The organism is Ventrimonas faecis (assembly GCF_040096075.1).
Lineage (GTDB): Bacteria > Bacillota > Clostridia > Lachnospirales > Lachnospiraceae > Brotaphodocola > Brotaphodocola faecis.
The window spans coordinates 50,171-76,109 of sequence record NZ_JBBMFJ010000004.1 but is presented as its reverse complement, the minus strand read 5'-3'; the positions used below and the strand labels follow the sequence as shown (position 1 = coordinate 76,109).

At 50.9% G+C, this 25,939-nt stretch carries 26 protein-coding genes; 3 read left to right on the top strand and 23 right to left on the bottom strand.

Annotated elements, in window-relative coordinates:
• Positions 1-10: 10 nt before the first annotated feature.
• From trmD to WMO41_RS03315, 19 genes are all read right to left on the bottom strand, one after another.
• Positions 11-811: a tRNA (guanosine(37)-N1)-methyltransferase TrmD gene (gene trmD, locus WMO41_RS03405; protein WP_349228563.1), complete on the bottom strand. Its 801-nt coding sequence runs from the start codon at positions 809-811 to the stop codon at positions 11-13.
• A 26-nt stretch (positions 812-837) separates the two neighbouring features.
• Entirely contained in the window at positions 838-1,350 is a 513-nt protein-coding gene (gene rimM, locus WMO41_RS03400) for a ribosome maturation factor RimM (protein WP_349228615.1), read from the bottom strand.
• A 140-nt stretch (positions 1,351-1,490) separates the two neighbouring features.
• Positions 1,491-1,718, bottom strand: a complete 228-nt coding sequence (locus tag WMO41_RS03395; RefSeq protein WP_118532606.1) for a KH domain-containing protein — start codon at positions 1,716-1,718, stop codon at positions 1,491-1,493.
• A gap of 17 nt (positions 1,719-1,735) precedes the next feature.
• Positions 1,736-1,978 carry a 30S ribosomal protein S16 gene (rpsP, locus tag WMO41_RS03390; RefSeq protein ID WP_118532608.1) on the bottom strand — a complete coding sequence of 81 codons (243 nt, stop codon included), beginning with the start codon at positions 1,976-1,978 and terminating at the stop codon, positions 1,736-1,738.
• An 81-nt stretch (positions 1,979-2,059) separates the two neighbouring features.
• Positions 2,060-3,421 carry a signal recognition particle protein gene (ffh, locus tag WMO41_RS03385; RefSeq protein WP_349228562.1) on the bottom strand — a complete coding sequence of 454 codons (1,362 nt, stop codon included), beginning with the start codon at positions 3,419-3,421 and terminating at the stop codon, positions 2,060-2,062.
• 42 nt (positions 3,422-3,463) lie between these two features.
• Positions 3,464-3,805, bottom strand: coding sequence for a YlxM family DNA-binding protein (gene ylxM / locus WMO41_RS03380; protein ID WP_349228561.1), 342 nt, complete (start codon positions 3,803-3,805; stop codon positions 3,464-3,466).
• Between the two features lie 85 nt (positions 3,806-3,890).
• Positions 3,891-4,526: an endonuclease III domain-containing protein gene (locus WMO41_RS03375; protein ID WP_349228560.1), complete on the bottom strand. Its 636-nt coding sequence runs from the start codon at positions 4,524-4,526 to the stop codon at positions 3,891-3,893.
• Positions 4,527-4,733: 207 nt separating this feature from the next.
• Positions 4,734-6,002, bottom strand: coding sequence for a chloride channel protein (locus tag WMO41_RS03370; protein WP_349228559.1), 1,269 nt, complete (start codon positions 6,000-6,002; stop codon positions 4,734-4,736).
• 19 nt (positions 6,003-6,021) lie between these two features.
• On the bottom strand, positions 6,022-7,284 hold the full coding sequence (gene ilvA / locus WMO41_RS03365) for a threonine ammonia-lyase (protein WP_349228558.1): 1,263 nt from the start codon (positions 7,282-7,284) through the stop codon (positions 6,022-6,024).
• Positions 7,285-7,332: 48 nt separating this feature from the next.
• A complete protein-coding gene (ftsY, locus tag WMO41_RS03360) occupies positions 7,333-8,268 on the bottom strand; it encodes a signal recognition particle-docking protein FtsY (RefSeq protein WP_177292479.1) in 936 nt (311 codons plus the stop codon).
• Between the two features lie 94 nt (positions 8,269-8,362).
• Positions 8,363-11,923 carry a chromosome segregation protein SMC gene (gene smc / locus WMO41_RS03355; RefSeq protein ID WP_349228557.1) on the bottom strand — a complete coding sequence of 1,187 codons (3,561 nt, stop codon included), beginning with the start codon at positions 11,921-11,923 and terminating at the stop codon, positions 8,363-8,365.
• Positions 11,914-12,609: a ribonuclease III gene (gene rnc / locus WMO41_RS03350; RefSeq protein WP_349228556.1), complete on the bottom strand. Its 696-nt coding sequence runs from the start codon at positions 12,607-12,609 to the stop codon at positions 11,914-11,916. The genes smc and rnc overlap by 10 nt, the downstream gene beginning before the upstream one ends.
• A 166-nt stretch (positions 12,610-12,775) precedes the next feature.
• Positions 12,776-13,006: an acyl carrier protein gene (acpP, locus tag WMO41_RS03345; RefSeq protein ID WP_118532624.1), complete on the bottom strand. Its 231-nt coding sequence runs from the start codon at positions 13,004-13,006 to the stop codon at positions 12,776-12,778.
• Positions 13,007-13,107: 101 nt separating this feature from the next.
• Positions 13,108-14,133, bottom strand: coding sequence for a phosphate acyltransferase PlsX (plsX, locus tag WMO41_RS03340; RefSeq protein WP_349228555.1), 1,026 nt, complete (start codon positions 14,131-14,133; stop codon positions 13,108-13,110).
• Between the two features lie 156 nt (positions 14,134-14,289).
• Positions 14,290-14,472: a 50S ribosomal protein L32 gene (gene rpmF / locus WMO41_RS03335; RefSeq protein WP_118532628.1), complete on the bottom strand. Its 183-nt coding sequence runs from the start codon at positions 14,470-14,472 to the stop codon at positions 14,290-14,292.
• Positions 14,473-14,475: 3 nt separating this feature from the next.
• Entirely contained in the window at positions 14,476-15,003 is a 528-nt protein-coding gene (locus tag WMO41_RS03330) for a YceD family protein (RefSeq protein WP_177292817.1), read from the bottom strand.
• 95 nt (positions 15,004-15,098) lie between these two features.
• Positions 15,099-16,298: an acetate/propionate family kinase gene (locus tag WMO41_RS03325; RefSeq protein ID WP_349228554.1), complete on the bottom strand. Its 1,200-nt coding sequence runs from the start codon at positions 16,296-16,298 to the stop codon at positions 15,099-15,101.
• Positions 16,299-16,331: 33 nt separating this feature from the next.
• On the bottom strand, positions 16,332-17,327 hold the full coding sequence (gene pta, locus WMO41_RS03320) for a phosphate acetyltransferase (protein WP_118532634.1): 996 nt from the start codon (positions 17,325-17,327) through the stop codon (positions 16,332-16,334).
• Between the two features lie 350 nt (positions 17,328-17,677).
• On the bottom strand, positions 17,678-18,169 hold the full coding sequence (locus WMO41_RS03315) for an L-2-amino-thiazoline-4-carboxylic acid hydrolase (protein WP_349228553.1): 492 nt from the start codon (positions 18,167-18,169) through the stop codon (positions 17,678-17,680).
• Positions 18,170-18,491: 322 nt separating this feature from the next.
• On the opposite strand from WMO41_RS03315, the gene WMO41_RS03310 reads away from it, so the two are divergent.
• Positions 18,492-19,148: a GntR family transcriptional regulator gene (locus WMO41_RS03310; protein ID WP_349228552.1), complete on the top strand. Its 657-nt coding sequence runs from the start codon at positions 18,492-18,494 to the stop codon at positions 19,146-19,148.
• 77 nt (positions 19,149-19,225) lie between these two features.
• Here the strand turns inward: WMO41_RS03310 and WMO41_RS03305 are convergent, their stop codons facing one another.
• Positions 19,226-20,599 (bottom strand): MATE family efflux transporter, encoded by a 1,374-nt coding sequence (locus WMO41_RS03305; protein ID WP_349228551.1) that lies wholly within the window; start codon positions 20,597-20,599, stop codon positions 19,226-19,228.
• A 218-nt stretch (positions 20,600-20,817) separates the two neighbouring features.
• Here WMO41_RS03305 and WMO41_RS03300 point away from each other — a divergent pair, with 218 nt between their 5' ends.
• Both WMO41_RS03300 and WMO41_RS03295 read left to right on the top strand, forming a co-directional pair.
• On the top strand, positions 20,818-21,615 hold the full coding sequence (locus tag WMO41_RS03300; protein ID WP_349228550.1) for an SDR family NAD(P)-dependent oxidoreductase: 798 nt from the start codon (positions 20,818-20,820) through the stop codon (positions 21,613-21,615).
• A 37-nt stretch (positions 21,616-21,652) separates the two neighbouring features.
• Positions 21,653-22,900 (top strand): nucleotidyltransferase, encoded by a 1,248-nt coding sequence (locus tag WMO41_RS03295; RefSeq protein WP_349228549.1) that lies wholly within the window; start codon positions 21,653-21,655, stop codon positions 22,898-22,900.
• 153 nt (positions 22,901-23,053) lie between these two features.
• Here WMO41_RS03295 and WMO41_RS03290 read toward each other — a convergent pair whose 3' ends face one another.
• From WMO41_RS03290 to WMO41_RS03280, 3 genes are read right to left on the bottom strand one after another with little or no spacing between them, the layout of a single operon-like run.
• The gene (locus tag WMO41_RS03290; RefSeq protein ID WP_349228548.1) at positions 23,054-24,238 is read right to left on the bottom strand and encodes a class I SAM-dependent methyltransferase; all 1,185 of its coding nucleotides are present in this window, start codon (positions 24,236-24,238) and stop codon (positions 23,054-23,056) included.
• Between the two features lie 21 nt (positions 24,239-24,259).
• Positions 24,260-25,624, bottom strand: a complete 1,365-nt coding sequence (locus WMO41_RS03285; RefSeq protein ID WP_349228547.1) for a PFL family protein — start codon at positions 25,622-25,624, stop codon at positions 24,260-24,262.
• A 30-nt stretch (positions 25,625-25,654) separates the two neighbouring features.
• Positions 25,655-25,927 (bottom strand): ACT domain-containing protein, encoded by a 273-nt coding sequence (locus WMO41_RS03280; RefSeq protein WP_349228546.1) that lies wholly within the window; start codon positions 25,925-25,927, stop codon positions 25,655-25,657.
• Positions 25,928-25,939: the final 12 nt, after the last annotated feature.

Below are 25,939 nucleotides of genomic sequence, written 5' to 3'. Positions count from 1 at the left end.
GTCAAACGGGTTATTTCTGCGCCTCAGCACGGTCTGATCCATTGCTTTCCTGCGCCTGTGTTTCTGTTTTCGCAGTCTCTTCTTCCTGGATCAATTCCGCCAGATACTGCCGCTCTTTCTTGGACAGATTCGCCTCTTCTAAAAGATCCGGCCGTCTCTCCAGGGTCCGCTTAATGGACTGCTGTCTTCTCCAGGTCTCGATGTTTTTGTGGTGTCCGGAAAGTAGCACCTCCGGCACGCGCATGCCCTGGTAAACCTCCGGGCGGGTGTACTGCGGATACTCCAGAAGATTGTCGTGAAAAGACTCAATCTCTGCGGAGACATCGTTATTTAAGACGCCAGGCACCAGACGGGAAATGCAGTCGATCATGACCATGGCCGGAAGCTCGCCGCCGGTCAGGACATAATCTCCCACAGAGAGGTAATCGGTTACGATAAGCTCCAACGCACGCTCGTCAATGCCCTCATAATGGCCGCATAAAAATACCAGGTCTTCTTCCTGCGCCAGTTCTTCCGCAATCTTCTGGTTGAAGGTCTGTCCCTGCGGGGTCATGTAAAGCACGCGTGGACGCTTGCCGATACGCTCGCACAGTGCCTCGTAGGCATCGCACACCGGAGCCGCCTGCATCACCATGCCGGCGCCGCCGCCATAGGGGGTATCGTCCACATGGCCGTGTTTTTCTTTCGTGTAATCCCGGATGTTGACCGCCTCAATGGAGAGCAGTCCTTTTTCGGCTGCCCGGCCGATGATGCTGGTGTTTAAGCCGTCTAACACCATCTCCGGGAACAGGGTTAAAATGTGATAATTCATACTTCTCATGTCCTCCTGACTTGTGTTTACAGGTCCAGAAGACCATCCAGAATGTGAACAGTCACAGTCTGGCTCTCCAGATTTACGTCCAGAATGCACTGCGGGATCGCCGGGAACAGATACTCTTTGCCTTCCAGGCTCTCGATAACGTAAACATCATTGGCGCCGGTCTGCAGGACATCAGTCAGGGTGCCGAACTCTTTGCCTTCATCAGTCACAACTTTTAAGCCGATCAGATCCGTAATGAAGTTCTCATTCGGAGCCAGCTTCACAGCCTGGTCGCGGCGGATCAGCAGGTCTTTTCCTTTGTATTTCTCGATGTCGTTGACATTGTTAAACTCCTTGAACTTTAAGATGACCATGTTCTTGAAGAACTTGACGCTCTCAATGGACAGGGTCATCTGCTCTCTGCCTGTATCAAGGATGACAGTTTTCAGTTTTTTAAAACGGTTTACATCATCGGTTGTAGGGTACACCTTGACCTCACCGCGTACACCGTGGGTGGATGAGATCACACCAACTCTTAAGGTATCCTCCATCATTTTGTTCCTCCGAAATATCGCGTACTACGCGTTTCTCACACTATCTACTGCATGTCAGAAAACGCAGGCACGCGTTTTCAAACGTTTCTACAAAAAGAAAAACTGCCGCAGGAAATTCCGACGACAGTTTCTGATGGTTACTGTATATCTACAACAACCTTTTTTTCTTCTTTGGAAGCGGCTGCCTTGACAACGGAGCGGATTGCTTTCGCAATGCGTCCCTGCTTGCCAATCACCTTTCCCATATCAGATGGTGCAACCTTTAATTCAATAAAAGTGCCGCTTTCCTTTTCGGTCTCGGTAACAACCACCTCGTCCGGATTGTCAACTAATGCTTTTGCAATAACCTCAACCAGTTCTTTCATAGCGATCACCTCTCAGATTACTGAATGCCAGCGGTCTTCAGAAGCTTTGCTACACGGTCGGTCGGCTGTGCGCCGTTTGCTAACCACTCCTTGGTAGCCTCCTCGTCAAACTTGATAACGCTCGGCTCCTGGTTCGGATCGTAAGTACCAACCTCAGCGATGAATCTGCCATCTCTCGGGGATCTGGAATCTGCAACAATGACTCTATAGAAAGGTTTCTTCTTAGCACCCATTCTTCTTAATCTCATCTTTACTGCCATGTCAATTTCACCTCCTTAAAATTATACTGATAATGTATCAACAAATACAGAAAGCTCTGTACTGTCACCTTGTAAGCTGCCTTAGAAAGGCATTTTCAGCTTTCCGAGCATGCCGCCCAGTCCGCCGCGTCCGCGCTTGCCCCCCATCATGCCTGGAAGCTGTTTCATCATTTTCTTCATCTGATCAAACTGCTTGGCAATGCGGTTTACCTCGCTGATATCCACTCCAGCACCCTCAGCGATACGCTGTTTGCGGGAAGGATTCAAGAGGCCCGGATTGGCGCGCTCTTCTTTTGTCATGGACAGGATGATGGCCTCCACACGGTCCATGGATTTTTCATCCACCTCCGGGATTCCGCCCTTCATCTGTGACATGCCCGGCATCATGCTCATGATACTGGTCAGTCCGCCCATTTTTTTGATCTGACGCATCTGGTCCAGGAAATCGTTGTAGTCAAACTCTGCTTTGCGCAGCTTCTGGCTCATTTCCTTGGCCTTTTCCTCGTCGACCTCCATCTCGGCTTTCTCGATCAGGGTGAGGATGTCTCCCATACCCAGAATGCGGGATGCCATACGGTCCGGGTAAAACTGTTCCAGATCGGAAAGTTTCTCGCCCATACCAATATATAAGATCGGTTTGCCAGTCACAGCCCGGATGGAAAGGGCTGCGCCGCCTCGGGTGTCGCCATCCAGTTTGGTAAGGATGACACCGTCGATGCCGACTTTATCCTGGAAATTCGAAGCTACATTGACTGCGTCCTGACCGGTCATGGCATCTACTACCAAAATGGTCTGGTCTACGTTCACAGCCTCTTTGATGTTCTCGAGTTCTTCCATCATGCCTTCATCTACATGAAGACGTCCGGCGGTATCGAGGATCACCACGTTGTAGCCGTTCTTTGCCGCGTGCTCCATAGCGGCCTTTGCAATGTTCACCGGGTTCTGATTCTCTCCCATGGAGAAGACCGGAACACCCTGTTTGTCTCCGTTGATCTGGAGCTGCTGGATTGCTGCCGGACGGTATACGTCACAGGCAACCAGAACCGGTTTGCGGCCCTTTGCCTTCAGCTTTCCTGCGATCTTCGCTGTCGTTGTCGTCTTACCTGCACCCTGAAGACCTGCCATCATGATGACGGTAATCTCATTCGTAGGCTTTAATGCGATTTCCGTGGTGTCGGAACCCATCAGGCGGATCAGCTCTTCGTTAACGATCTTGATCACCATCTGGCCCGGCTGCAAGGAACCAAGCACTTCTTCGCCAACGGCGCGTTCCTGAACGGAGCTTATGAACTGTTTTACAACCTTGAAGCTTACATCTGCCTCCAGGAGAGCCATCTTGACTTCCTTCAGGGCAGTCTTTACATCCGCTTCGCTTAAACGGCCTTTGCCGCGCAGGTTTTTAAACACGTTCTGCAGTTTATCGGATAAGCTTTCAAACGCCATAGGTAACCTCCTGTTCAGAACCGATCACGGCACATGCCGAAATCAAAGTTCCATGATGTCGTTGGAAATCTGTTCAATCTCGTCGATCAGACTTTCATCTTTTGTTTCTTTGAAAATTCTGGTCTTTTTATGGATTTCCTCCACCATGCGGCGTGTAGTCTGGAACTTGCTGATCAAATGTAGCTTGTCTTCGTACGCGCTTAAGGTTTTGTCACAGCGCTTGATGAGGTCGTGAACACCCTGACGGCTGATCCCGTTCTCTTCTGCAATCTCGCTTAAGGACATATCGTTGTATACCACATCCTCGTAGATGCTGCGCTGATGCTCTGTGAGCAGTTCTCCATAAAAATCATAAAGCAAACTTTGTTTTACAATGCTTTCCATAACATCACCTTGGCTATCATACACGAAAGGCGCTTTGCTGTCAAGTATTTTTTCTTGACACTTGCAAAAATTTTTGTTTTCTTTTTTATACACCGACTTTCGGGCAGATATCCGCCAGGCAGCAGCGGTCACAGTAGGGCTTGGTGCGGGCCGTACAGACTTCTCTTCCATGCCATACCAGGCGATGACAGAAATCACTGCCTTCCTCCGGCGGCACCAGCTTCCAGAGTTCCATCTCTACTTTCTTTGGCTCCTTGATACCGTCCACCAGTCCCATGCGGTTCACCAGGCGGATGCAGTGGGTATCGGTGACAATGGCTGGTTTTCCAAACACGTCACCCATGATCAGATTGGCACTCTTTCTTCCCACGCCCGGCAGTTTTAACAGGGCATCGAAATCATCTGGCACCTTACTGCCGTACTCATCCCGCAGCATCTTCATGCAGGCGCTGATGTCCCGGGCCTTGCTCTTGCCCAGGCCGCAGGGCTTAACGATTTCCTCAATCTCTTCCACCGGAGCCTCTGCCAGAGCATCCACATCTGGGAATTTCTCGTAGAGGGCCGGAACCACCTTATTTACCCGCTCGTCAGTGCACTGAGCCGCCAGGCGCACACTCACCAGAAGCTTCCACGCCTCCTCGTAGTCCAGCGTACAGTCCGCATCCGGGTAAGCTTCCTTCAGTCTCCGGATGATTTCCAGAGTCTTTTGTTTTTTTGTCATGTTGTTTATCCTCACTATTCATTGCGAGAGCAGGGCTGTTGCAGAACAGGGGCCAGAGCTTTCCGCATATCAGGTTGTACGCATCTTGAACACGCATGTCCGAATGTGACGGATGCAACCCGACACAGGCGAACATGTGTAAGTGAAAGCAAACGAACAACGATATGTGAAAGCGTCGGACCCTATTTTGCTACAGCCCTGCAACATTTACTCGTTAGACTTACGATTAATAAATTCTGTCCGGATTTTCGAATACACAAATTTCTGGCTATGGTACAGTCCGTAATATCCACTCAGGGTAAAGCACACTGCCACCGCAATGGAATAATACGGCATGGCCGAAAATCCAAACAGTTCAAAGGCCATGAACATGGTGGATACCGGGCAGTTGGTCACGCTGACAAACAGGCAGGCCATACCGGCAGAAGCGCAAAGCCCTACGGGAAGCCCGGTCACAAGTGCCACGGCATAACCGAAGGCCGCGCCCACAGTCAGAGTCGGCACGATCTCACCACCCTTAAAGCCTGCGCCCAGGGCCACGCCGGTAAACAGGATCTTTAACAGGAAGGCATACACCGGAATGGCTTCTCCCTCAAATACCCGCTCAATGATCTGCGCACCGCTGCCATTGTACAGGCGGGAGGGGAACAGCAGAGTCAGACCGATAAAGATCACGGCACCTGCCACAACCCGCAGATAGGGGTTCGGGAAATATTTCCGGTAAAAATGACCGCACTGATGCAGACTGACGCATAAGAAAATCCCTACGCAGGCGCACAGGATTCCCAGAAGCACCGCAAAGGCTGCTCCGGAAAGTCCAAACTCCGGTACTGCGCCGATGTCATAATGCTCCGGCACAAGACCCAGTTTTCCGGAAATTGCCGCGCCCAGAAAGGAAGCAAACAGGCACGGAACCAGCGCCGCATAATACATGACGCCGATGCTGATGACCTCCATGGCAAACACGCCGGCAGCCAGCGGTGTTCCAAACAGCGCCGCAAACCCGGCGCTCATACCGCACATGATAGCAATCTTCCGGTCCTTCTCATCGAGGTGGATTGCCTTTCCGATCACGTTACCTAGGCTTCCGCCAAGCTGCAGTGCTGCTCCCTCTCTTCCGGCAGAAGCGGAAACCGCATGGCTTAACAACGTGGAAATGAAGATCAGGGGGGCTGTAGCCGCCGTCACATCTTCTCCCGCGGAAATGGACTCGATGACCATATCCGTTCCCTTGTTTTTCTCCTCATGGGATACCCGGTACAGCCACACGATGGCAAGACCCGCAAAGGGCGCCAGAAACAGCGTCCAGCCATGGCCCTTCCAGAAGGAAGTGACCAGCTGGATGCCGTGGCCGAACAGCGTACCCACAAGCCCGACAATGACACCAGTCACCAGGGAGATTCCTGTCCATTTCAGGAAGTAATGGATGTTCTGGCGCAGCGGTTTTAATTTTTCATCTGTAGTTATACTATTCATACTTCATCCCCGCTCCAGATCAGTCGCTGTAGGTACCTTTGGACTTCACCAGCTTTGGACGGTAGCCTGCATCATTTAACGCCTGCACGATGCGGTTCTTATGCTCAGTTCCCTCAGCCTCCAGGGTAATGCGAAGCTCTACAGCCGCATTGCGGTTGATGCTGATAAACTGGTTATGCTCCAGCTTGATGACGTTGCCGCGCTGCTCTGCCAGCAGGGAAGAAACCTTTGCCAGCTCGCCTGGCTTGTCCGGAAGCAGTACGGATACGGTAAAGATACGGTCTCTCTGGATCAGGCCATGCTGTACTACGGAAGACATGGTGATGACGTCCATGTTGCCGCCGCTTAAGATGGAAACGATCTTCTTTTTCTGTACGTTTAAGTGTTTTAATGCTGCTACAGTTAACAGGCCGGAGTTCTCCACGATCATCTTGTGATTCTCTACCATGTCGAGGAATGCTACGATCAGTTCAGAATCCTCTACGGTGATGATCTCATCCACGTTTTTCTGGATGTACGGGAACAGTTTCTCGCCCGGACGTTTTACTGCAGTACCATCTGCGATGGTGTTCACAGCCGGAAGGGTCAGCACATGGCCTGCCTTTAAGGACTCCTGCATGCAGTTTGCACCAGCCGGCTCTACGCCGATGACTTTGATCTTCGGATTTAAGAGTTTTGCCAGAGTGGAAACGCCGGTACAGAGTCCGCCGCCGCCGATCGGAACCAGGATATAATCTACCGTCGGCAGTTCCTTGATGATCTCCATAGCAATGGTTCCCTGACCGGTTGCCACATCCAGGTCGTTGAACGGATGCACGAAGGTGTAGCCGTGCTCTGCTGCCAGCTCATAAGCGTGGTCGCATGCCTCATCGAACACATCTCCGTACAGCACAACCTCAGCGCCATAGCTTCTGGTGCGGTTCACCTTCATAAGCGGAGTGGTGGTCGGCATCACGATGGTAGCCGGAATGCCTGCCAGCTTCGCCGCGTAAGCCACGCCCTGGGCATGGTTTCCTGCGGATGCGGTGATCAGGCCGCGCTGCTTCTCTTCTTCGGTCAGTGTGCTGATCTTATAGTAAGCGCCGCGCACCTTGTAAGCGCCGGTGTACTGCATGTTCTCCGGTTTGAAGTAAACCTTGTTGCCGGTTGCAGCGGAAAAATACTCACTGTAAACCAGCTTGGTCTCCTGGGTTACCTTCTTGACCTCCTCGGAAGCCTCCTCGAATTTTTCGAGGGTTAAGCCCTCTTCCTTCTCTTCTTCTAATACCTGCTCTTTTGCCATGTCTGTATTCTCCTTTTGTCTGATATGGTATATGACTGTATTGCTTTTTTAATCTTTCTTGACGTCAAATAAAGCTGTCACGAAATCCTGGGAATTGAACTTCTGAAGATCGTCAATCTTCTCTCCCACACCCACGTATTTCACCGGAATGCCAAGCTCGGACTGGATTGCCACGGCAATGCCGCCCTTCGCGGTTCCATCCAGTTTTGTCAGGATAATGCCGGTGATATCGGCAACCTCCATAAACTGTTTCGCCTGGGCCATCGCGTTCTGTCCGGTCGTACCATCCAGGACCACCAGGGTCTCACGGTAAGCGTCCGGGTATTCCTTGTCGATGATGCGGTTGATTTTCTTTAACTCTTCCATCAGGTTTTTCTTGTTGTGCAGACGGCCTGCGGTATCGCAGATCAGCACATCGGCCTGACGGGATTTGGCTGCTGCCACCGCGTCATAGATGACGGCTGCCGGGTCAGAGCCCTCCTGCTGCGCAATGATCTCCACACCGGCGCGGTTTGCCCACTCGGTCAGCTGCTCAATGGCTGCCGCCCGGAAGGTGTCCGCTGCTGCCAGAATGACCTTCTTGCCCTCATCCTTTAACTGGCCTGCCAGCTTGCCCACGGAAGTAGTCTTGCCGACGCCATTGACACCAATCACTAAAACGACGGATTTGCGGTTCTCAAACTCGTAGGCATTCTCGCCCAGATCCATCTGTTCCCGGATGGAATCGATCAGGAGCTGTTTGCACTCGGACGGCTCCTTGATATGCTGTTCCTTTACCTTTTTCCGTAAATCTTCCAGCACGGACATGGTGGTCTGGATGCCCAGATCGCCCATGATGAGGGTCTCTTCCAGTTCCTCATAAAAATCCTCGTCAATGGCAGAAAAACCACTGAAGATGGAATCCATGCCGGAGACGATGTTTTCTCTTGTTTTGTTTAAGCCCTCAACCAGACGGCTGAAAAAGCCTTTTTTCTTTTCTTCCACTAGATAGCAAGCCTCCTTATGTTTCTATGCAAAGCCGGCTGCCCGGCCTGTTGCTGTTCACGCTGCCGCGTTCTCCGCATGCGATTCGAACGCATTACGCGTCTAACTGGTCCTCGATCAGGTTGACCGATACCAGAGTCGACACACCCTTCTCCTGCATGGTAATACCATACAGCCGGTCCGACGCCACCATGGTGCCTCGCCGATGGGTGATGACAATAAACTGCGTGTTCTTCGTCAGTTTATGTAAGTATCCCGCATAGCGGTCTACGTTGGAATCATCCAGCGCCGCCTCGATCTCATCCAACAGACAGAAGGGAGACGGTTTTAAGTTCTGGATGGCAAACAGCAGCGAAATGGCTGTCAGCGCCTTCTCGCCACCGGAAAGCTGCATCATGTTCTGCAGTTTCTTGCCCGGCGGCTGGGCGATGATCTGAATGCCCGCCTCCAGAATATCTTCCTCCTCCTGCAGGGATAACGTACCATGGCCGCCTCCGAAGAGTTCCTTGAACACCCGGTCAAATTCCTTGCGGATTTCCTGGAACTTTTCTTCAAACTGGCGCCGCATGCCGGTATCCAGTTCCTCAATGATGCCCTGCAGGGTGGCTTCTGCCTCCACCAGGTCATCGTGCTGGGTCTTCATAAACTCATACCGCTCGGAAATCTCTTTATAATCCTCGATGGCGTTGACGTTGACGCTGCCCAGGGCACGGATGGAAGACTTCAATTCTTCGATCCGCTTTCGCACCTCAGTGAGGGATAATTCCTCTGTACTTCGAAGCTCTTTCGCCGCCCCCGGCGTCAGTTCGTATTCGTTCCACAGGTAAGCAATCTGGCTTTCCCACCGCTCCTCCAGCTTTTCTCGCTGGCTCTGCAGGCGGAACAGGTCTTTGTCCAGGCGGCCGATGCGGCCGGATAAATCTTCCCGTTTTCCAAAGAAAGACTTCTGCTGGCCGGACTTTTCTTCCTTCAAAGCTGCCTGGTTCTCAATCTCTGCGGCAATCTTCTGTTTTTCTTCCTCCGCGTGAAGGATCAGATCCAGCAGGTTCGCGATCTCCCGGTTCTTCTCCTCAATGACAGAACCGGAATCCGTGCCATGACTCTGAAGCTCCGCCTGTTCTTCTTTTAATGTCTGGATTTCCTGCTCTACACGGTGAATATTTTCTTTTACAAAATCCACCCGCTGTTTTAAATTCGCTGCTTCCAGGCGGATGGTTTCCAGGGCTTTCGCCTTTTCCTCCCGGACCTTCTTCTGGGTCTCCAGTTCGCCGGACACGCGTTCCATCCGTGTCTGTTCCTGGTCACTGTCCTTTTTCAGGACATCCCGCTCCAGGGCAAGTTTCTTTCTTCCAGCCTCAATCTCGCTGATCTGGCTTTCCAGCTGGCTGTTTTCCAGCGCAAGATCCTGATAGGAATCACGAATCTCCTCCCGCTTGTCCTCCAGCTGGCTGACGCTCATCTGCCGGGTGTTGGCCTGGAGGGATACCTGGTGATGTTCCTCTTTCAGGCTTTCCAGCTCTTCCTTCTTCTGCTGGGCCAGGCCTTCATTCATGGTCAGCTCTTCCTGCAAACGGTCCGAAGCCTTCAGCGCCTTCTGGCATGCCGCCTCCAGTTCCTCCAGTTCGCGTTTCCGTCCCAGAAGATTACTGGAGTTCTTGAAGGCACCACCTGTCATGGATCCGCCCGCGCTGAAGAGCTCACCCTCCAGCGTTACGATTCGCAGGGAATATTTGAATTTTCTTGCCAGGGCAATGGCATGGTCGATGGTATCTGCCACCACCACACGCCCCAGCAGATATTTGGCAAGGACCTGATATTCCTTCTCCACATGGACCAGATCGCTGGCCAGGCCAATCACGCCCGGCTCCCTCAGAGCTTCCGGTCTGGAGAATCCGCCGCCCTGCCCAATGCTCGTTAATGGCAGGAAGGTCACTCGTCCATAGCGGTTCTTCTTTAAATACTCAATGAGCTGCTTGGCGGTCTGCTCGGAATCCGTCACCACGTTCTGGATGCTTCCGCCCAGAGCCGTCTCAATGGCAGTCTCATACTTTTTCTCGGTGGTGATCAGATCCGCCACCACGCCCCGGATGCCATGCACCCGGTCCCGCACCTCCATGACCCGGCGGATGCTTCCGCCGTAGCCCTCATAGCGCTCTGCCAGGTTCTTTAAGGATTCCAGCTTCGTGTACGCGGTACGGTACTCCTGCTGCTTTTCATTTAAGGAACGAGTGATCCGCCGTACTTCCGCTTCATACTGGGTGAACTGGCTCTCGCACTCCGTCTGGGACAGCTCCAGTGTTTCCAGACGGGCCGTTGTCTCTGCCAGCCTTTTGCGTTCAGTGTCCAGCTGTTCATCCTGTACGGACTCATCACTCTTAAATTTCAGAAGCTTCTGGCAGACCTCCGAACGGCGCACCTGCACCTGCTCCAGCATGGCTTCAAAACGCTGGTCTTGGGCGTGAATGGAAGCACTCTCATTCATGCCATTCATCATTCTGGTTCTGGCATCCTCAATCTGCTGCTCCATGAGCATCAGCTTTTCATCCAGCGCCATCAGCTCAGCTTCCGCAGCTTCCTGGCTGCTCTTGCTGGTGCCTTCCGCCTCCGTGATGCCCGCGTTATCTGCCTGGTACTGCCGGATCTGATTCTCCTTTTCCTCCAGGGAATGCCCAATGGACTCAATTCGGGAGCGGATGTGCTCCGCGTTCATCTTCTCGGTGTTGATCTGTTCTTTTAAAACGTTGATCTGGCCTTCCAGATTGCCTTTAAGCATCTCGGCCTGGTTCATCTGGGTCCGCTTTTCCGTTAACTGGCTGTCCAGCTCTGCGACTTCCTGCTCCAGCGTTTCGTAGGCTGCCTTCAAATGTTCCGATTCCGCGTTCGCGTCCTGCAGGTCTCCGGAAACAATGGACTCGCGTTTGCTGATTTCCTGCAGCTGCTTTCCGTTTTCTTCCGATTCCATCAAAAACAGGTTTACATCACAGGTTTTTAATTCTTCCCGCAAGGCCAGATATTTTTTTGCTGTTTCCGACTGTCTGGCTAACGGTCCTACCTGTTTTTCCAGTTCGGAGAGAATGTCGCTCACGCGGACCAGGTTCTGTTTCTCATCTTCCAGCTTTTTCTGGGCAATGGCCTTGCGGCGCTTGAATTTGACAATACCAGCTGCCTCATCAAACAGTTCCCGGCGTTCTTCCGGCTTTCCGCTTAAAATCTTGTCGATCTGGCCCTGTCCGATAATGGAATAACCTTCCTTACCGATACCGGTATCATAAAACAGCTCGCTGATATCTTTCAAACGGCAGGTACTTCCGTTGATCTTGTACTCACTCTCGCCGGAGCGGTACAGACGCCGGGACACCGTCACCTCATCGTAATCAATGGCAAGCTGATGATCGGAGTTGTCCAGCGTGATGGCCACATAGGCAAAGCCCTGAGGTTTTCGCAGCTCGGTGCCCGCAAAGATGACATCCTGCATGGAACCGCCTCGCAGCTGTTTGGCCCGCTGCTCACCGAGTACCCAGCGCACCGCGTCAGCAACATTGCTCTTGCCGCTTCCGTTCGGTCCCACAATGCCGGTAATGCCATTGTGGAACTCAAACAGAATCTTGTTGGCAAAGGATTTGAATCCCTGTATCTCAATGCTCTTTAAATACATTCTTTCCCTCTCAGTTTCAAAATGCCGTGGTAAGCGGCCACAGCCTCCGCTGCCTTCTTGGTTCCGCCGGTTCCGCGGCCCAGTTCCTCGCCGCCGGATAACGCCCGTACCTCAAAGACCTTATGATGATCCGGTCCCTCTTCCCGCAGGATCTCGTATTCCAGATGTGCCCCTGCAGTTGCCTGGATCATCTCCTGCAGAATAGTCTTGCTATCGTAAAAGAGCTGCTTGTGCTCGATATCATTCAGAACAAAGCGGTGAATGAACTCTTTTGCATTAGCAAAACCACCATCCAGATAAATGGAGCCGATGAGTGCCTCCATGGCATCCGAAACTACAGAGTTGCGCTCTCTTCCGCCGGTTGCTTCCTCACCCTTTCCCAGGAGCAGATAGCTTCCCAGTTCCAGATCTGCCGCGCAGTAGGCCAGTGTCGGCTCGCATACCAGACTGGCACGGATCTTGGAGAGTTCTCCTTCCGGTTTCTCCGGGTATTTATGGTACAGAAAATCACTGGAAACCACTTCCAGAACCGCGTCTCCCAAAAACTCCAGACGCTCGTTGCAGACTGCCTTGTCCTTCTTATGCTCATTGGCATAGGAACTGTGGGTCAGGGCACGGTGGAACAGATCTTTATCTTTGAACGTATAGCCGCACCGCCGCTCCAGTTCGTTTAAATCACGATTCATCTACGTTAACACTCCTTATGCTTCTTCATTTATGCGTGCAGAATCTCCGCGCGTATATATTATGGGAAAGGGGCGCGCAAGGAATGCACAGCCCCTTTCTTTATTTCTTTGTAACTGTTCAATACCTTCGCAGTCACATTTCTTTCATACTGTTTTCAGTTCCGGCTTAGTTCAGCGCGTTCTTGATCTGCTCGATGGCATCGGAAACGCTGACGATCTGCTCAGCAACCTCAGTCGGGATCTCGATATCAAACTCTTCCTCGATGCCCATGATGATCTGGAAGATATCCAGGGAATCTGCGCCAAGATCTTCTACGAAGGTGGTCTCCATGGTGATCTCGTCCGGCTCAATGTTTAATACCTCTGCGATGATGTTCTGTAACTTCTCAAATTCCATAATTTCCTCTCCTAACTTTTCTTTCTTATTTTGTAACTGCCCGAAGCCCGGGCCGTTTACTTACGGATTTTGCTGTGAACTGGCAGGTTTCGCTGCAATTCTTATGCTTCTGCCTTCTTTTCGCTCTGTGCCTGGCTGTCCAGGCATTCTTTGATTTTTTCGTTGATCTTCTGCTCTTTGAAGGTCACACACTGGATGATGGAGTTGCAGACCTCGGTGGCCTTGGAGCTTCCGTGGGTCTTAACCACAAGACCCTTCAGACCCAGCATCGGCGCACCGCCATACTGGCTGGCGTCAAATGCCTTTAAAGTCTCCTTCAGCGCCGGTTTTACCAGCAGAGCTCCGATCTTGCTGCGCAGGGAACTCATCATGCCCTTCTTCACCATGGAGATCAGTGCTGCGCCGGTGCCCTCGTAAAGCTTTAAGATGACATTACCTGTGAAGGCCTCACAGACGATGACATCGGCTCCGCCGTGGGGAATTTCCCGGGCTTCAATGCTTCCTGTAAAGTTGATGTCTTTGCATTCCTTTAAGAGCGGGAAGGTTTCCTTCACCAGGGCATTGCCCTTCTCCTCTTCTGCACCGATGTTTACGATGCCGACTCTCGGCTTGCTAATACCTATTACATGTTCCATATAAATAGAACCCATGCGCGCGAACTGGACCAGATGGGATGGACGGGAATCTACGTTAGCCCCGCAGTCAAGCAGCAGGGATACGCCCTTCTCCGTAGGAATCAGCGCGCCAAAGGGCGGCCGCTCCACACCTTTGATGCGTCCCACCAGCACCTGTCCGCCTACCAGGACTGCTCCTGAACTGCCTGCTGACACGAACGCGTCTGCCTCGCCGTTCTTTACCAGGTTCATTCCCACTACAATGGAAGAATCCTTCTTTCTCCGAATCGCGTTCACCGGCGGCTCTTCGGTCTCAATCACTTCCGAAGCCTGAACCAGTGTGATCTGCTCCTTCGGATATGTGTGGGAGGCAAGCTCTTTTTGCACTGCCTCTTCCTGTCCGACTAACAGAATGTGGATGTCGCTCCGCTTATTTACAGCCTGAACGGCTCCCTTTACAATCTCGCCCGGGGCGTTGTCACCGCCCATAGCGTCAACAGCTACATTAATCATAGAGTATCTCCTTTTCGGCCTGTGCCGTTTCAATCCATTTCGTAATTAAATATACTAGATTCCATTCTATAAATCAATATGATTTTTTGGAAAGTACACGCACGAAAAAAGGAGCCAGACGATTACTCGCCTGACTCCTTTCAAAGCCATTTCTAATTAGTCCTCAACAGAAACGATCTCTTTCTTGTTGTAAGAACCACAAGCCTTGCAGACTCTGTGAGGCATCATCAGAGCGCCGCACTTGCTGCACTTTACTAAATTCATAGCGCTCATTTTCCAGTTAGCTCTACGTTTGTCACGTCTTGCTTTGGAAGATTTATTCTTTGGGCAGATAGACATGGTTTACACCTCCTTAAACTTTTGAAATAAATCCTGGATTACTGACATTCTTGGGTCAGGCGAACTCCGGTCACAGGAACATTCCGTGTGATTAAGGTTCGCACCACATCTATTGCAAATTCCTTTGCAGTCTTCCCTGCATAATACCTTCATAGGCAGATTAAGCAATAGTTCGTTACTGAGCAACCGGTCTACATCCAGATTATAGCCGCTTACATAGGGCTGTTCATCGAGATCTTCTGTACGCTCGCTTTCGGTCTTTGACATATCCAGTTCTTCGTCGAATTCCAGATTAAAAGGAATATCGACCGGTTCTAAGCATCTGTCGCATGGCATCTGCAAAGTTACCTCTGCACTGCCGGTGAGAAGAAGCTTCTTGTCCCCAAGATTACGGACATGCAGCTGTACCGGACTGCGTGATACGATGTCATATGCATCCTTGCTGGTGCAAAGCTGGTTCATGTCGATATCGCACGTATAGTCTTTCTCTTTTCCGTCTACGGAAAACAGCTCTGTTAAATTAATAAGCATATTAGTCTCCTAATACGCACCTGTGTAATTATACACAGGTGCGCCGGCTTTGTCAACAAATATTTTAATTTTTTCCAAAAACTGATTTTTGAGGATTAAGCCTCTACCAGTCTCTTGGTCTCTCTTGCGATTGCAAGCTCCTCGTTGGTCGGGATCAGCATTACTTTGACTTTGGAATCTGCTGCGGAAATAACAGCGTTCTTTCCTCTTACATCGTTAGCCTGATCGTCGATCTTCACGCCAAGGTAACCTAAGTACTCGCAGATAGCTTTTCTGCTTGCCTTGTCGTTCTCACCAACACCAGCGGTAAATGCGATTGCATCTACGCCGTTCATAGCTGCGGTGTAAGCGCCGATGTATTTTGCTACACGGTAAACGAATGCATCCAGAGCTACTGCTGCTAAGTGGTTGCCCTCTTCTTTTGCCTTCTCGATATCACGGAAGTCGCTGGAGATGCCGCCGCTCATGCCGAGTACGCCGGACTTCTTATTGAGGATGTTTAATACCTCGTTAACGTCCTTGCCCTCTTTGTTGCAGATGAACTGAACAACAGCCGGATCGATGTCACCACTTCTGGTACCCATGATCAGACCCTCAAGAGGAGTAAGACCCATACTGGTATCTACGCACTTGCCGCCGATGGAAGCAGATACGCTTGCACCGTTGCCTAAGTGGCAGACGATAACCTTTGCGTTCTCCGGATCCAGTCCGCCGAACTTGATAGCCTCGCCGGATACGAACATATGGCTGGTGCCGTGGAAGCCGTAACGACGGATGCTGTATTTCTCATAGTACTCGTGCGGGATTGCGTACAGGTAAGCCTTCTCCGGCATAGCCATACCGAAACCGGTATCCCATACTGCTACGTTTGGCTTGCCCGGCATTGCTGCCTCGGCTGCCTCGATACCCATTAAGTTAGCCGGGTTGTGCAGCGGTCCCAGATCGAAGCACTCGCGGATTACTTTCTTAACGTCATCGTTTACAATGATGGACTCGCTGTACTTGGTACCAGCGTGCAGTACGCGGTGACCGATTGCTGCGATCTCATCAGTGCTCTTGATTACGCCGTGCTCAGCGTCCTGAAGAGCGTCCATAACCATCTCGATTGCTACGGTGTGGTTCGGCATGTCTTTCTCTACGACATATTTGTCCTTGCCAGCCGGCTGATGGGTCAGTTTGGAGCCCTCGATACCGATTCTCTCGCACAGACCTTTTGCGATTACGCTCTCATCGGTCATGTCGATCAGCTGATACTTTAAGGAAGAGCTTCCGCAGTTGATAACTAAAATCTTCATAATGTGATATTCTCCTATAATAACTGAACTAAATTACTGATTCTGGCACTGTACAGCAGTGATTGCAACAACGCCTACAATATCCTCAGCAGAGCAGCCTCTGGACAGATCGTTAACCGGTTTTGCGATACCCTGGCACATCGGGCCGTAAGCCTCTGCCTTGCCAAGTCTCTGAACCAGCTTGTAGCCGATGTTTCCTGCATCCAGATCCGGGAATACCAGAACGTTTGCGTGACCTGCAACCTTGCTGTCCGGAGCTTTGGAAGCGCCAACTTCCGGAACGATTGCTGCGTCAAGCTGAAGCTCACCGTCCAGTGCAAGCTCCGGAGCCATCTCCTTAGCCAGCTTGGTAGCCTCAACGACTTTGTCAACATCAGCATGCTTTGCGGAACCCTTGGAAGAATGGGACAGCATAGCAACTTTCGGCTCCTCGCCGGTCAGCATCTTGAAGCTCTCTGCAGAAGATACTGCGATTGCAGCCAGCTCTTCCGGATTCGGATTCTGGTTCAGGCCGCAGTCTGCGAATACGAAGGTACCGTTGCTGCCAAGATCGCAGTCCGGAACTTCCATTAAGAAGAATGCGGATACCAGCTTGGTGCCCGGTTTGGTCTTGATCACCTGCAGGCACGGACGAAGTGTGTTTGCGGTAGAATGGCATGCGCCGGAAACCATACCGTCAGCATCGCCGTTCTTGATCATAAGGCAGCCATAGTAAGCGTAGTCGCTTAAGATGGTCTCTTTTGCTTTCTCAGGAGTCATGCCTTTGGACTTTCTCAGCTCAACGAACAGGTCGATATACTCCTGTGTTTTCTCGTAAGTCTGTGGATTGATGATCGTAGCACCGGATACATCCAGTCCCTCACTGTGAGCGCCGATATCTTCCGGAGTACCGATGATAACAAGATTTGCAAGGTCCTCTTTCAGAATTTTCTCTGCAGCGACCCAGGTTCTGCGGTCCATGGACTCAGGCAGTACGATTGTTTTTTTATCTGCCTTTGCTTTGGCTTTGATTACATCAATAAATCCCATAATAATACCCCTTTCATGATTTAATGCATATAGCCTTATTATATACGGACTAAAAAGCAAAAGACAAGCTGTATTTTGTATTTTTTTGCACTTTTTGTAAAACAAGCATTTCTGGAAAACAAAAAAGGTACAGATCCGGAAACCATGCGCACGCATGTTCCGGACTGCACCTCCTGTTCTTTTTCATACTGTTTTTGTTACGTTTCTTATGCCAGTGCTTCGAAAATCAGTTTGCCGACAACAGAACCGCCATCCAGTTTTCGCCATACCCATGAAAGCAAAGCTGATGATGGTTCCCAGACTGGACGGTGCTGCCTCATTGCCTGTTTTATGGTATATATTTCTTCCTATTATTTATGAAAGCAAAGTTTGCAGGTTGCGCATCCCTTTGCGATGGTGTCGGTCAGATCCAGAGTGAGCCCCATTTCCTCTGCGATGCCGCGGTCACCATCCATTGCAATGTCACATAACAGTGCACAGGTCTCATCGTCAAAGCCCTGTTTCTTCCATGCATTTAACAGTGCACAATAGTGGAAATCTACCGGTACTTCAGAATCGGTTACTTCGTGTACGTCCATCTCGAAGGTCTTCTGACCAAGCTCTCCGAGGAATACGCCTGCGAATTTTTTACCGTCGTTGGAACCGCCGCATGCCTCTTTGTATCCTTTGCCGTGGAAGTTACCACAACGGCGGATTGCTCTGCGGAATGCCGGTTCCGGATCGATTCCGTCTTTTCTTAATTCATCAAAGATCAGACCCATCCAGGTTGCGCGGTGCTCAATGGCTGCGCGGTTGATGTTTACCTCAACATCGTTTGTGAGTTTTGCCTCATTCTTAATCATTTCTTAAACTCCTCTCTCCGCCTGTCTAATCTGACAAGCTATTGATTAACTCCCGTAATCTAATCATATCAGTTTTTATGCGAATGTCAATACCATTCTTTGTTTATTTTTTATATTATTCTCATTTATGTTACCGTTTTTTATCATTTTTATAGAAACATTTATTTTTTATCGACTTTTTGCACATCTATCGCCCAATTTTCGTTTTTCAATCGTGCTAATCTCCCATTAATTTTACTTGCTTTTTTCGGTTTCTCACTATATACTTAATTTAAAATAAACATTTTTGATAGCACAACATAGAAAGTAGGGTTTAACTAGTATGACCAATTCAGTCACTATGACCAACAATAATTCCAATTTAAAAGAATATATCCACGATCAGATTTTAAAAGATGTCATTGAAGGAACTTTACAGCCCAATATGATCCTCCATGAGAAAAAACTCATGGAGCAGTATGGCGTCAGCCGTTCTCCTGTACGGGAAGCCCTGATCCAGCTCTGCAGCGAAAGTATCCTCTGCAATTATCCCAAACGCGGATACGAAGTCTCCACCATCAGCGAGAAAGAGATCCAGGATATCGTGCAATTCCGCATTGCGGTAGAATGCACCTTTCTCATGCAGTACGGTCCCAGCATCACAGACGAAACTCTGCAGAAGTTGGAGGAACACATCGCCGAGCACGCGGCACTTCAGGTCAACGGCCTGACTGCCCTGCAGTACTGGACTGCCAACATGAGATTCCATCTTCTGCTCTTTTCCAGCTATGACAATACCTACACTTACCAGAAGCTCAAAGACGCACTGACAATCCAGACCCGTTTCTACGCCCAGAAGCGTTCCCAGAGATGGCAGAGCCCCGTATTCACTGAACGGGATGTCCTGCACCGGGCAATTCTGGATTACCTGAAACAGAAAAATTACACCATGGCCTCCAGCATTCTTAAAGCGGATATCGAGGACCGCTCTACCGTCTAGGCAGCTTTTGTTTCAATTTTCACAGCAAAATGCACCGGGTTCTGCACCGGTGCATTTTTCTGTCTGAGCAGAATTCTTTATGTCATTCTCTCTTTTAACGTTCCCATATACTGTTCAAATACTGCAAATGTAATGATTGTGGTCAGTGGATTTGACACAGCCTCTGCCGCATAGATTCCCCAGACACCGATAAAATGCGGCAGAATCAAAGCCAGCGGCACCAGAATCAGTACCTTTCTCATAATTCCGAATAAGAAAGAATACCAGGTATTGCCCATGGCCACAAAGGCATTCTGGTTGATCATCTGAAATCCCAGGACCAGAACGGTGGAAAACATAATCCGCATGGTCTTTTTGGTCAGCAGGATCAGTTCCGGATTGCTCGAAAACATTCCGCAGACGGCTTCCGGAAAAAACACCAGCGCTGCCCACATCAAAGTCGCGCATCCCATACTTAAGATCCGCGCGTAGTGAATGGTCTGCCGGATCCGAGAATAATTCTCCGCGCCGTAATTATAGCTGAGCAGCGGCTGGGCCCCAGTCACAATACCAAGAAGCGGCATGAAAAATACCTGGCTTGCGCTGCTTAAGATTGCCATGGAGGCAAGGTGCAGATTTGCCTGGTCTCCGCCATAGGTCAGGAGCAGTCGGTTGAGCAGGATCACTACAATGGATTCGTTGATGCGGAAGGTGCAGGGCGAGATTCCCAGTGCGCAGGTAGACACCAGAATCTGGCGGTCCGGCTTCATATCTTCCACACAAATACGGATTCCCGACTTTTCCGATGAAAGGAAATGAACAATCCACACACAGGAAATAAACTGGGCCGTCACCGTTGCGATGGCTGCTCCGCGCACTCCCATGTGAAGCACGTAGATCAGAATCGGATCCAGAATGATATTTACTACAGCTCCGATCACCACCGACATGGTTCCAACCACCGTATGGCCCTGGGTATTGATAAAGGGATTCAGGCCCAGCGCAAACTCCACAAAAACGGTTCCGAGCAGATAGATGGTCAGATACTGGAATGCATAAGGCAGAGTCTCAGCATCCGCGCCAAATAAAACCAGCAACGGTTTCAAAAAGACCAGGCAGACGGCCATCATGACCACGGAAATCGTAAACAGCAGCGTAATTGCATTGCACAGATATTTCTGTGCTTTTTTCTGATTGCCCTCCCCCAGGGCAATGGATGCCAGCGGCGCTCCGCCCATACCAGGCAGACAGCTGAAGGCAGAAATCAGCATCGTGATGGGAAATGTCAGGCCAATCCCGCTTAACGCAAGGGTTCCATCTCCCGGCATATGTCCGATGTACATGCGGTCCACGATGCTGTAAAGCGCATTGACCAGCTGGGCCGCTGTTGCCGGAATGGCCAGCCGGACCAGCAATGGCAGAATCTTCGCCTGTGCCAGCTGTTCGTTCATCGCATCTTTTGTTTTATTCATCTTCCCCCTCCTGATTGTCATACAAACATCTTTCCACTAATCATATCACACTTTTTGCAAAGTTCACTCGCCTTTTTCCATTTTTATTAATTTTGTATGTTTTTTCGTGTCTTTACGCGTATCGCTTATGCAGAATATCCGCTATTTTCTTGTGTGCCGCTGTCAAATGTGGTATGATTACTTTAACATAAAAATAAAAACCAGAGGAGGAATCTGTCATGGATCTTGGATTAACCGGAAAAACCGTCGTAGTCACCGGAGGCAGCAAGGGAATCGGATACGCTGCCGCGGAGGCATTCCTGAAAGAAGGCGCCAAAGTTGCCATCTGCGCACGCCACGAAGAAGAACTGAAAGAGGCCGCAAAAACCCTCTCCCAGTATGGTCCTGTGTACTATGAGGCCTTTGATGTTGTGGATGCGGAGTACAATTACCGTTTTGCAGAACACGTAAACCAGAAGTTTGGCAGCCTGGATGTCTGGGTCAACAATGTCGGTGTATCCGGCCCCAAGAAAGGAGACGAATACGATGATGAAGAAATTGATTTCATGACCGGAGTCTGTTTCAAATCCGTTGTCTACGGATGCCAGGCAGCATTCCGTTATATGAAAAAGCAGCATTCCGGAGCCATTGTCAATGTAAGCTCCCTTGCTGCCCGCTGTCCTTCCGCCGGACGCAGCACCCTGTATGGCCCGTTAAAATCCGCCATCAACAACCTGACCAATACCTTTGCGGGAGAATACTGTCCGTATAACGTGCGCGTCACCTGCATCATGCCGGGATTTACGCTAACGCCGGCAGTCAAACGGACCATCAGCCCAGAAGAACTGAACATGAATACCCAGGCCACTCTGCTGCGCAGGGCAGCGAATCCGGAAGAAATCGCCCGCCCTATCGTCTTTCTTGCCAGCAGCGCAGCCAGCTACATGACCGCCACCACCATTGAGGTTTCCGGCGGCCGCAGCATGACACTCAATCCATCCTTCGCTTACGACCGGCTTGCCGCAGAGCAGAAATAGCGGTATAATGTTCCTTTAACAGAAAGGAAGCAAAACGATGGATCCGATCAAAACCGCAGGCATCATTGCCGAATACAATCCGTTTCACAACGGCCACCAGTACCAAATAGAAGAAATCCGGCGCCAGACCGGAGCAGATTATATCATCGCAGCCATGAGCGGAGATTTTGTCCAGCGCGGAGAACCCGCCATCTTCGACAAATACACCCGCGCCCGCATGGCACTGTGCGGCGGCGCAGACCTGATTGTAGAGCTTCCTGCAGTGTTTGCCACTGCCAGCGCAGAAGACTTTGCCTCCTGCGGTGTAGCACTGCTTGACAGCCTCGGCACAGATATTTTGTGCTTCGGCAGCGAATCCGGGAATCCCACACACCTGCAGAAAGCCGCAGACATTCTGGGCGGGGAATCCCGGGAATGGCAGGACCTGCTGCAGGCATATCTGAAGCAGGGAGAGACCTACCCTTCCGCCAGAAGCCTTGCCGTGGCAGAGCTCACGAAAAACCCGGAGCTTTCCACACTGCTCGCTTCGCCCAACAACATCCTCGCGGTAGAATATCTCAAAGCGTTAAAAAAGCAGAAAAGTTCCATGGTTCCGGTTACCATCCAGAGAAAAGGGGCCGGATATCATGACACGAAATGTTCCGGTCCTTACGCCTCGGCATCTGCCATCCGCCTGCTTTTAAAGCAAAGCCCGGAATCCTTGCGGGAAGAACTTTGTAAGCAGATTCCGCCGGCCGCTTTCGACGCGCTGCAGAAAGAAGGCGCTCTTGCCGCTCCAGTGTTCCCGGATGACCTCACGGAACTCTTTCAGTTCCGGCTGCTTTCCGCCATCCATGAGCAGGAGGACCTCAGCCGCTTTGCGGATCTTTCGCCCGAACTTGCCTCAAGGCTCACCCGGCAGGTCCTGCAGTTTGCTCCCTTCAGTGAACAGATCCTGCAGTTAAAAACAAAGGGCTACACCTACACCCGGGTCAGCCGGGCCCTGCTGCATCTGCTCCTTGGCATTACCAAAGAGCAGACAAACCAGGCCAGAAGCCTGGGCTATGCGCCGTATGCCCGGATCCTGGGATTTAAAAAATCAGCGGGACCGCTGCTCTCCCGCATCCGCAGGCAGAGCCGTATCCCGCTGATCACCAAAACCGCAGATGCCGCAAAGATTCTCACGCCGGAAGCCATGAAGGTCCTGGAAACCGATTTTTACGTTTCCCATGTTTACCAGTCCCTTCTTGCGTCTCGTGGAAGACACATCCGCAACGAATACACAAAATCCGTCATAGTCCTGTGACCATGACGGATTTTTTCTTATATGATAGGAAATTGCGTCCTATCATACAAAAACGCTCCGCGAGGATGCGCACTCGGCGCAATGGCAGATGGTTGCTGAAGCAACCGCGCCTCGGCGCGAGAATCCGGCAAGCCGGATTCTTTTTCATTGTTTCTAACCCAGCAGTTCATACAGCGTCGGCTTAATCTGTAAGAAGTCCAGAATCTCTTGTATTTCCTTCTCGTTGTGCTTCGGTTTCCCCTCGTACACAGCCCGCAGAAGGATATTCTTCGGCGTGTGTTCCATATCGATAAACTCCAGGATCTGGGTACGGTAGCCCTGCTGCTCCAGAAGTTCCGCCCGCAGCGCATCGGTATACAGCGCTGCCATCCGCTCCTTAATCAGGCCGTAATGCAGCACCGGCTCCAGCAGATCATTCTTCATCTGCTTATTCAGCTCATGCTGGCAGCACGGGACGGAAAGGATCACTTTTGCGCCCCAGCGCACGGCCTTTTCCAGCGCGTAATCGGTCGCGGTATCGCAGGCGTGAAGGGTCACCACCATGTCCACATGGTCTACACCCTCATAGGAGGCAATGTCTCCATGATAAAACTGGAGCTTGTCATAGCCGTAATGCTCCGCCAGTTTACCGCAATGGCGGATAACATCCTTCTTTAAATCCAGGCCAATGATGCGGATCGGATATCCTTTCATCTCATGCAGGTAATAGTACATAGCGAAGGTCAGATACGACTTGCCGCAGCCGAAATCGATGATGACATTCTCCCGGGTCTTATCTAACTTCGGCAGGATATCCTCGATAAATTCCAGAAAACGGTTGATCTGCCGGAACTTGTCATAACGGCTTTTTACGATTTTTCCGTCCTGGGTCTGCACACCAAGATCCACCAGAAACGGCACGGCATGGCCTTCCGGGATCACGTAACGCTTCTGGCGGTTATGCTGCAGCTTTTCCCGCAGTTCTTCCGAAATCTGAGTTTCCGTCTTCGCCGCCTGAATCTTGGCAGGCGCGTGCTTCCTGACCTTTACGGTAGTTGTACCCTTCTTGCTGACCAGTACCGTGGCACTGCCCAGTTCTGACAGCACTTCCGCCTGCTTAAACACGCCGGAAAGCTGCTCTGTCAGATACGCTTTCAGCTCTCCGGCATTCAGATTCTTATGAAATGCCTGGGTTTTTGTAAATTCTTCTGCCTGAAAAACCAGTGCGCCCTTAATGAGCATAGGGCGCACTTTTACTTTCTGCAAAAGATCTTTTTCCACCGGATTGCTTAATACAATCTGGTTTAACTGTTCATTGATAAAATCGTCCAGCAAGGACGCTAAGGTTTCTTTTGCCATAATCTCTCTTTTTGCTTCTGCTTAGTTCTTGAAGCTGTGGATCGGAGCCGGGATACGGCCGCCGCGGGTCACAAACTTCTCGCAGGAATATTTGTTGACCGGAATAACCGGAGCATAGCCTAAAAGGCCGCCAAACTCTACGGTATCGCCTACAGTCTTTCCAATAACCGGAATCAGACGGACTGCCGTAGTCTTCTGGTTGATCATGCCAATGGCCGCTTCATCCGCGATGATACCGGAAATGGTGGTAGCCGGAGTATCGCCCGGAATGGCGATCATGTCAAGGCCAACGGAGCAGACACAGGTCATGGCTTCCAGCTTCTCAATGGTCAGGGCTCCAAGGGTTACCGCGTCGATCATGCCCTGGTCCTCACTGACCGGAATGAACGCGCCGCTTAAGCCGCCCACATAGGAAGATGCCATAACACCGCCCTTTTTCACCTGGTCATTCAGCATAGCCAGGGCTGCGGTGGTTCCCGGTGCGCCTACACGCTCCAGGCCAATCTCCTCCAGGATTTCTGCCACACTGTCGCCCACAGCCGGGGTCGGAGCCAGGGACAGGTCAATGATGCCAAACGGAACACCAAGGCGTTTGGAGGCTTCCTGGGCCACCAGCTGTCCGACACGGGTGATCTTGAAGGCAGTCTTCTTGATGGTCTCACAAAGTACCTCAAAGTTCTCGCCGCGGGCTTTTTCCAACGCTACCTTCACCACGCCAGGGCCGCTGACACCGACGTTGATGATGGCATCGGCCTCAGTCACACCGTGAAATGCTCCTGCCATGAATGGATTATCGTCCGGCGCGTTGCAGAATACCACCAGCTTTGCACAGCCCAGGGAATCATCTTCTTTGGTTGCTTCCGCGGTCTCCTTTACAATCTCACCCATCAGGCGGACTGCATCCATATTCAGGCCGGTTTTGGTGGAACCCACATTGATGGAGCTGCAGACGCGCTCAGTCTGAGCCAGCGCCTGCGGGATGGAGCGGATCAGGTTCTCCTCTGCCGGAGTCATGCCCTTGGAAACCAGGGCAGAATAGCCGCCGATAAAGTTTACGCCAACCTCTTTTGCCGCTTTATCCAGAGTTCTTGCAATGGTCACAAAATCCTCCGGCTTTTTGCAGGCACAGCCGCCCACCAGCGCAATCGGAGTAACAGAAATACGCTTATTTACGATTGGTACGCCAAAATCCCTTGCGATTTCCTCACCGGTCGATACCAGGTTCTTTGCGTATGTGGTGATTTTTTTGTAAATTTTTTCATTCAGGGCCTGCAGGTCATCATCGCAGCAGTCCAGAAGACTGATACCCATGGTAATGGTACGAACATCCAGCTTCTCATGTTCGATCATATTGTTGGTTTCAATTACTTCAAACATATTCAACATGGCTGTATCCTCTTTCCTTCTGTCTTTTGATTAAATACGGTGCATTTTGGTGAAGATTTCCTCGCGCTGGCACTTAATGGCTACGCCGATCTCCTCGCCAACTGCTTCCAGTTCCGTTGCGATTTCATCAAAAGAACCCGTTGCATGTTCCATGTCTGCGATCATCATCATGTTAAAATAGTCCTGTACGATGGTCTGGGAGATATCCAGGATATTTACCTGTTTTCCTGCCAGATAAGTACATACCTTTGCGATGATTCCTACGGTGTCTTTTCCTACAACTGTGATAATTACCTTGCTCATGTGGCTATCCTC

Bases quoted from the DNA above. Each gene is read 5' to 3' on its own strand.
- trmD (WP_349228563.1), bottom strand. From the start codon at position 811: ATGAATTATCACATTTTAACCCTGTTCCCGGAGATGGTGTTAGACGGC.
- rnc (WP_349228556.1), bottom strand. From the start codon at position 12,609: ATGAATCGTGATTTAAACGAACTGGAGCGGCGGTGCGGCTATACGTTC.
- WMO41_RS03330 (WP_177292817.1), bottom strand. From the start codon at position 15,003: ATGCTTATTAATTTAACAGAGCTGTTTTCCGTAGACGGAAAAGAGAAA.
- WMO41_RS03370 (WP_349228559.1), bottom strand. From the start codon at position 6,002: ATGAATAGTATAACTACAGATGAAAAATTAAAACCGCTGCGCCAGAAC.
- WMO41_RS03315 (WP_349228553.1), bottom strand. From the start codon at position 18,169: ATGATTAAGAATGAGGCAAAACTCACAAACGATGTTGAGGTAAACATC.
- plsX (WP_349228555.1), bottom strand. From the start codon at position 14,133: ATGATTAATGTAGCTGTTGACGCTATGGGCGGTGACAACGCCCCGGGC.
- WMO41_RS03325 (WP_349228554.1), bottom strand. From the start codon at position 16,298: ATGAAGATTTTAGTTATCAACTGCGGAAGCTCTTCCTTAAAGTATCAG.
- WMO41_RS03295 (WP_349228549.1), top strand. From the start codon at position 21,653: ATGGATCCGATCAAAACCGCAGGCATCATTGCCGAATACAATCCGTTT.
- rimM (WP_349228615.1), bottom strand. From the start codon at position 1,350: ATGGAGGATACCTTAAGAGTTGGTGTGATCTCATCCACCCACGGTGTA.
- WMO41_RS03310 (WP_349228552.1), top strand. From the start codon at position 18,492: ATGACCAATTCAGTCACTATGACCAACAATAATTCCAATTTAAAAGAA.
- WMO41_RS03395 (WP_118532606.1), bottom strand. From the start codon at position 1,718: ATGAAAGAACTGGTTGAGGTTATTGCAAAAGCATTAGTTGACAATCCG.
- acpP (WP_118532624.1), bottom strand. From the start codon at position 13,006: ATGGAATTTGAGAAGTTACAGAACATCATCGCAGAGGTATTAAACATT.
- ffh (WP_349228562.1), bottom strand. From the start codon at position 3,421: ATGGCGTTTGAAAGCTTATCCGATAAACTGCAGAACGTGTTTAAAAAC.
- WMO41_RS03280 (WP_349228546.1), bottom strand. From the start codon at position 25,927: ATGAGCAAGGTAATTATCACAGTTGTAGGAAAAGACACCGTAGGAATC.
- rpsP (WP_118532608.1), bottom strand. From the start codon at position 1,978: ATGGCAGTAAAGATGAGATTAAGAAGAATGGGTGCTAAGAAGAAACCT.
- ilvA (WP_349228558.1), bottom strand. From the start codon at position 7,284: ATGGCAAAAGAGCAGGTATTAGAAGAAGAGAAGGAAGAGGGCTTAACC.
- WMO41_RS03375 (WP_349228560.1), bottom strand. From the start codon at position 4,526: ATGACAAAAAAACAAAAGACTCTGGAAATCATCCGGAGACTGAAGGAA.
- WMO41_RS03305 (WP_349228551.1), bottom strand. From the start codon at position 20,599: ATGAATAAAACAAAAGATGCGATGAACGAACAGCTGGCACAGGCGAAG.
- smc (WP_349228557.1), bottom strand. From the start codon at position 11,923: ATGTATTTAAAGAGCATTGAGATACAGGGATTCAAATCCTTTGCCAAC.
- pta (WP_118532634.1), bottom strand. From the start codon at position 17,327: ATGGGATTTATTGATGTAATCAAAGCCAAAGCAAAGGCAGATAAAAAA.
- WMO41_RS03285 (WP_349228547.1), bottom strand. From the start codon at position 25,624: ATGTTGAATATGTTTGAAGTAATTGAAACCAACAATATGATCGAACAT.
- WMO41_RS03300 (WP_349228550.1), top strand. From the start codon at position 20,818: ATGGATCTTGGATTAACCGGAAAAACCGTCGTAGTCACCGGAGGCAGC.
- rpmF (WP_118532628.1), bottom strand. From the start codon at position 14,472: ATGTCTATCTGCCCAAAGAATAAATCTTCCAAAGCAAGACGTGACAAA.
- WMO41_RS03290 (WP_349228548.1), bottom strand. From the start codon at position 24,238: ATGGCAAAAGAAACCTTAGCGTCCTTGCTGGACGATTTTATCAATGAA.
- ylxM (WP_349228561.1), bottom strand. From the start codon at position 3,805: ATGGAAAGCATTGTAAAACAAAGTTTGCTTTATGATTTTTATGGAGAA.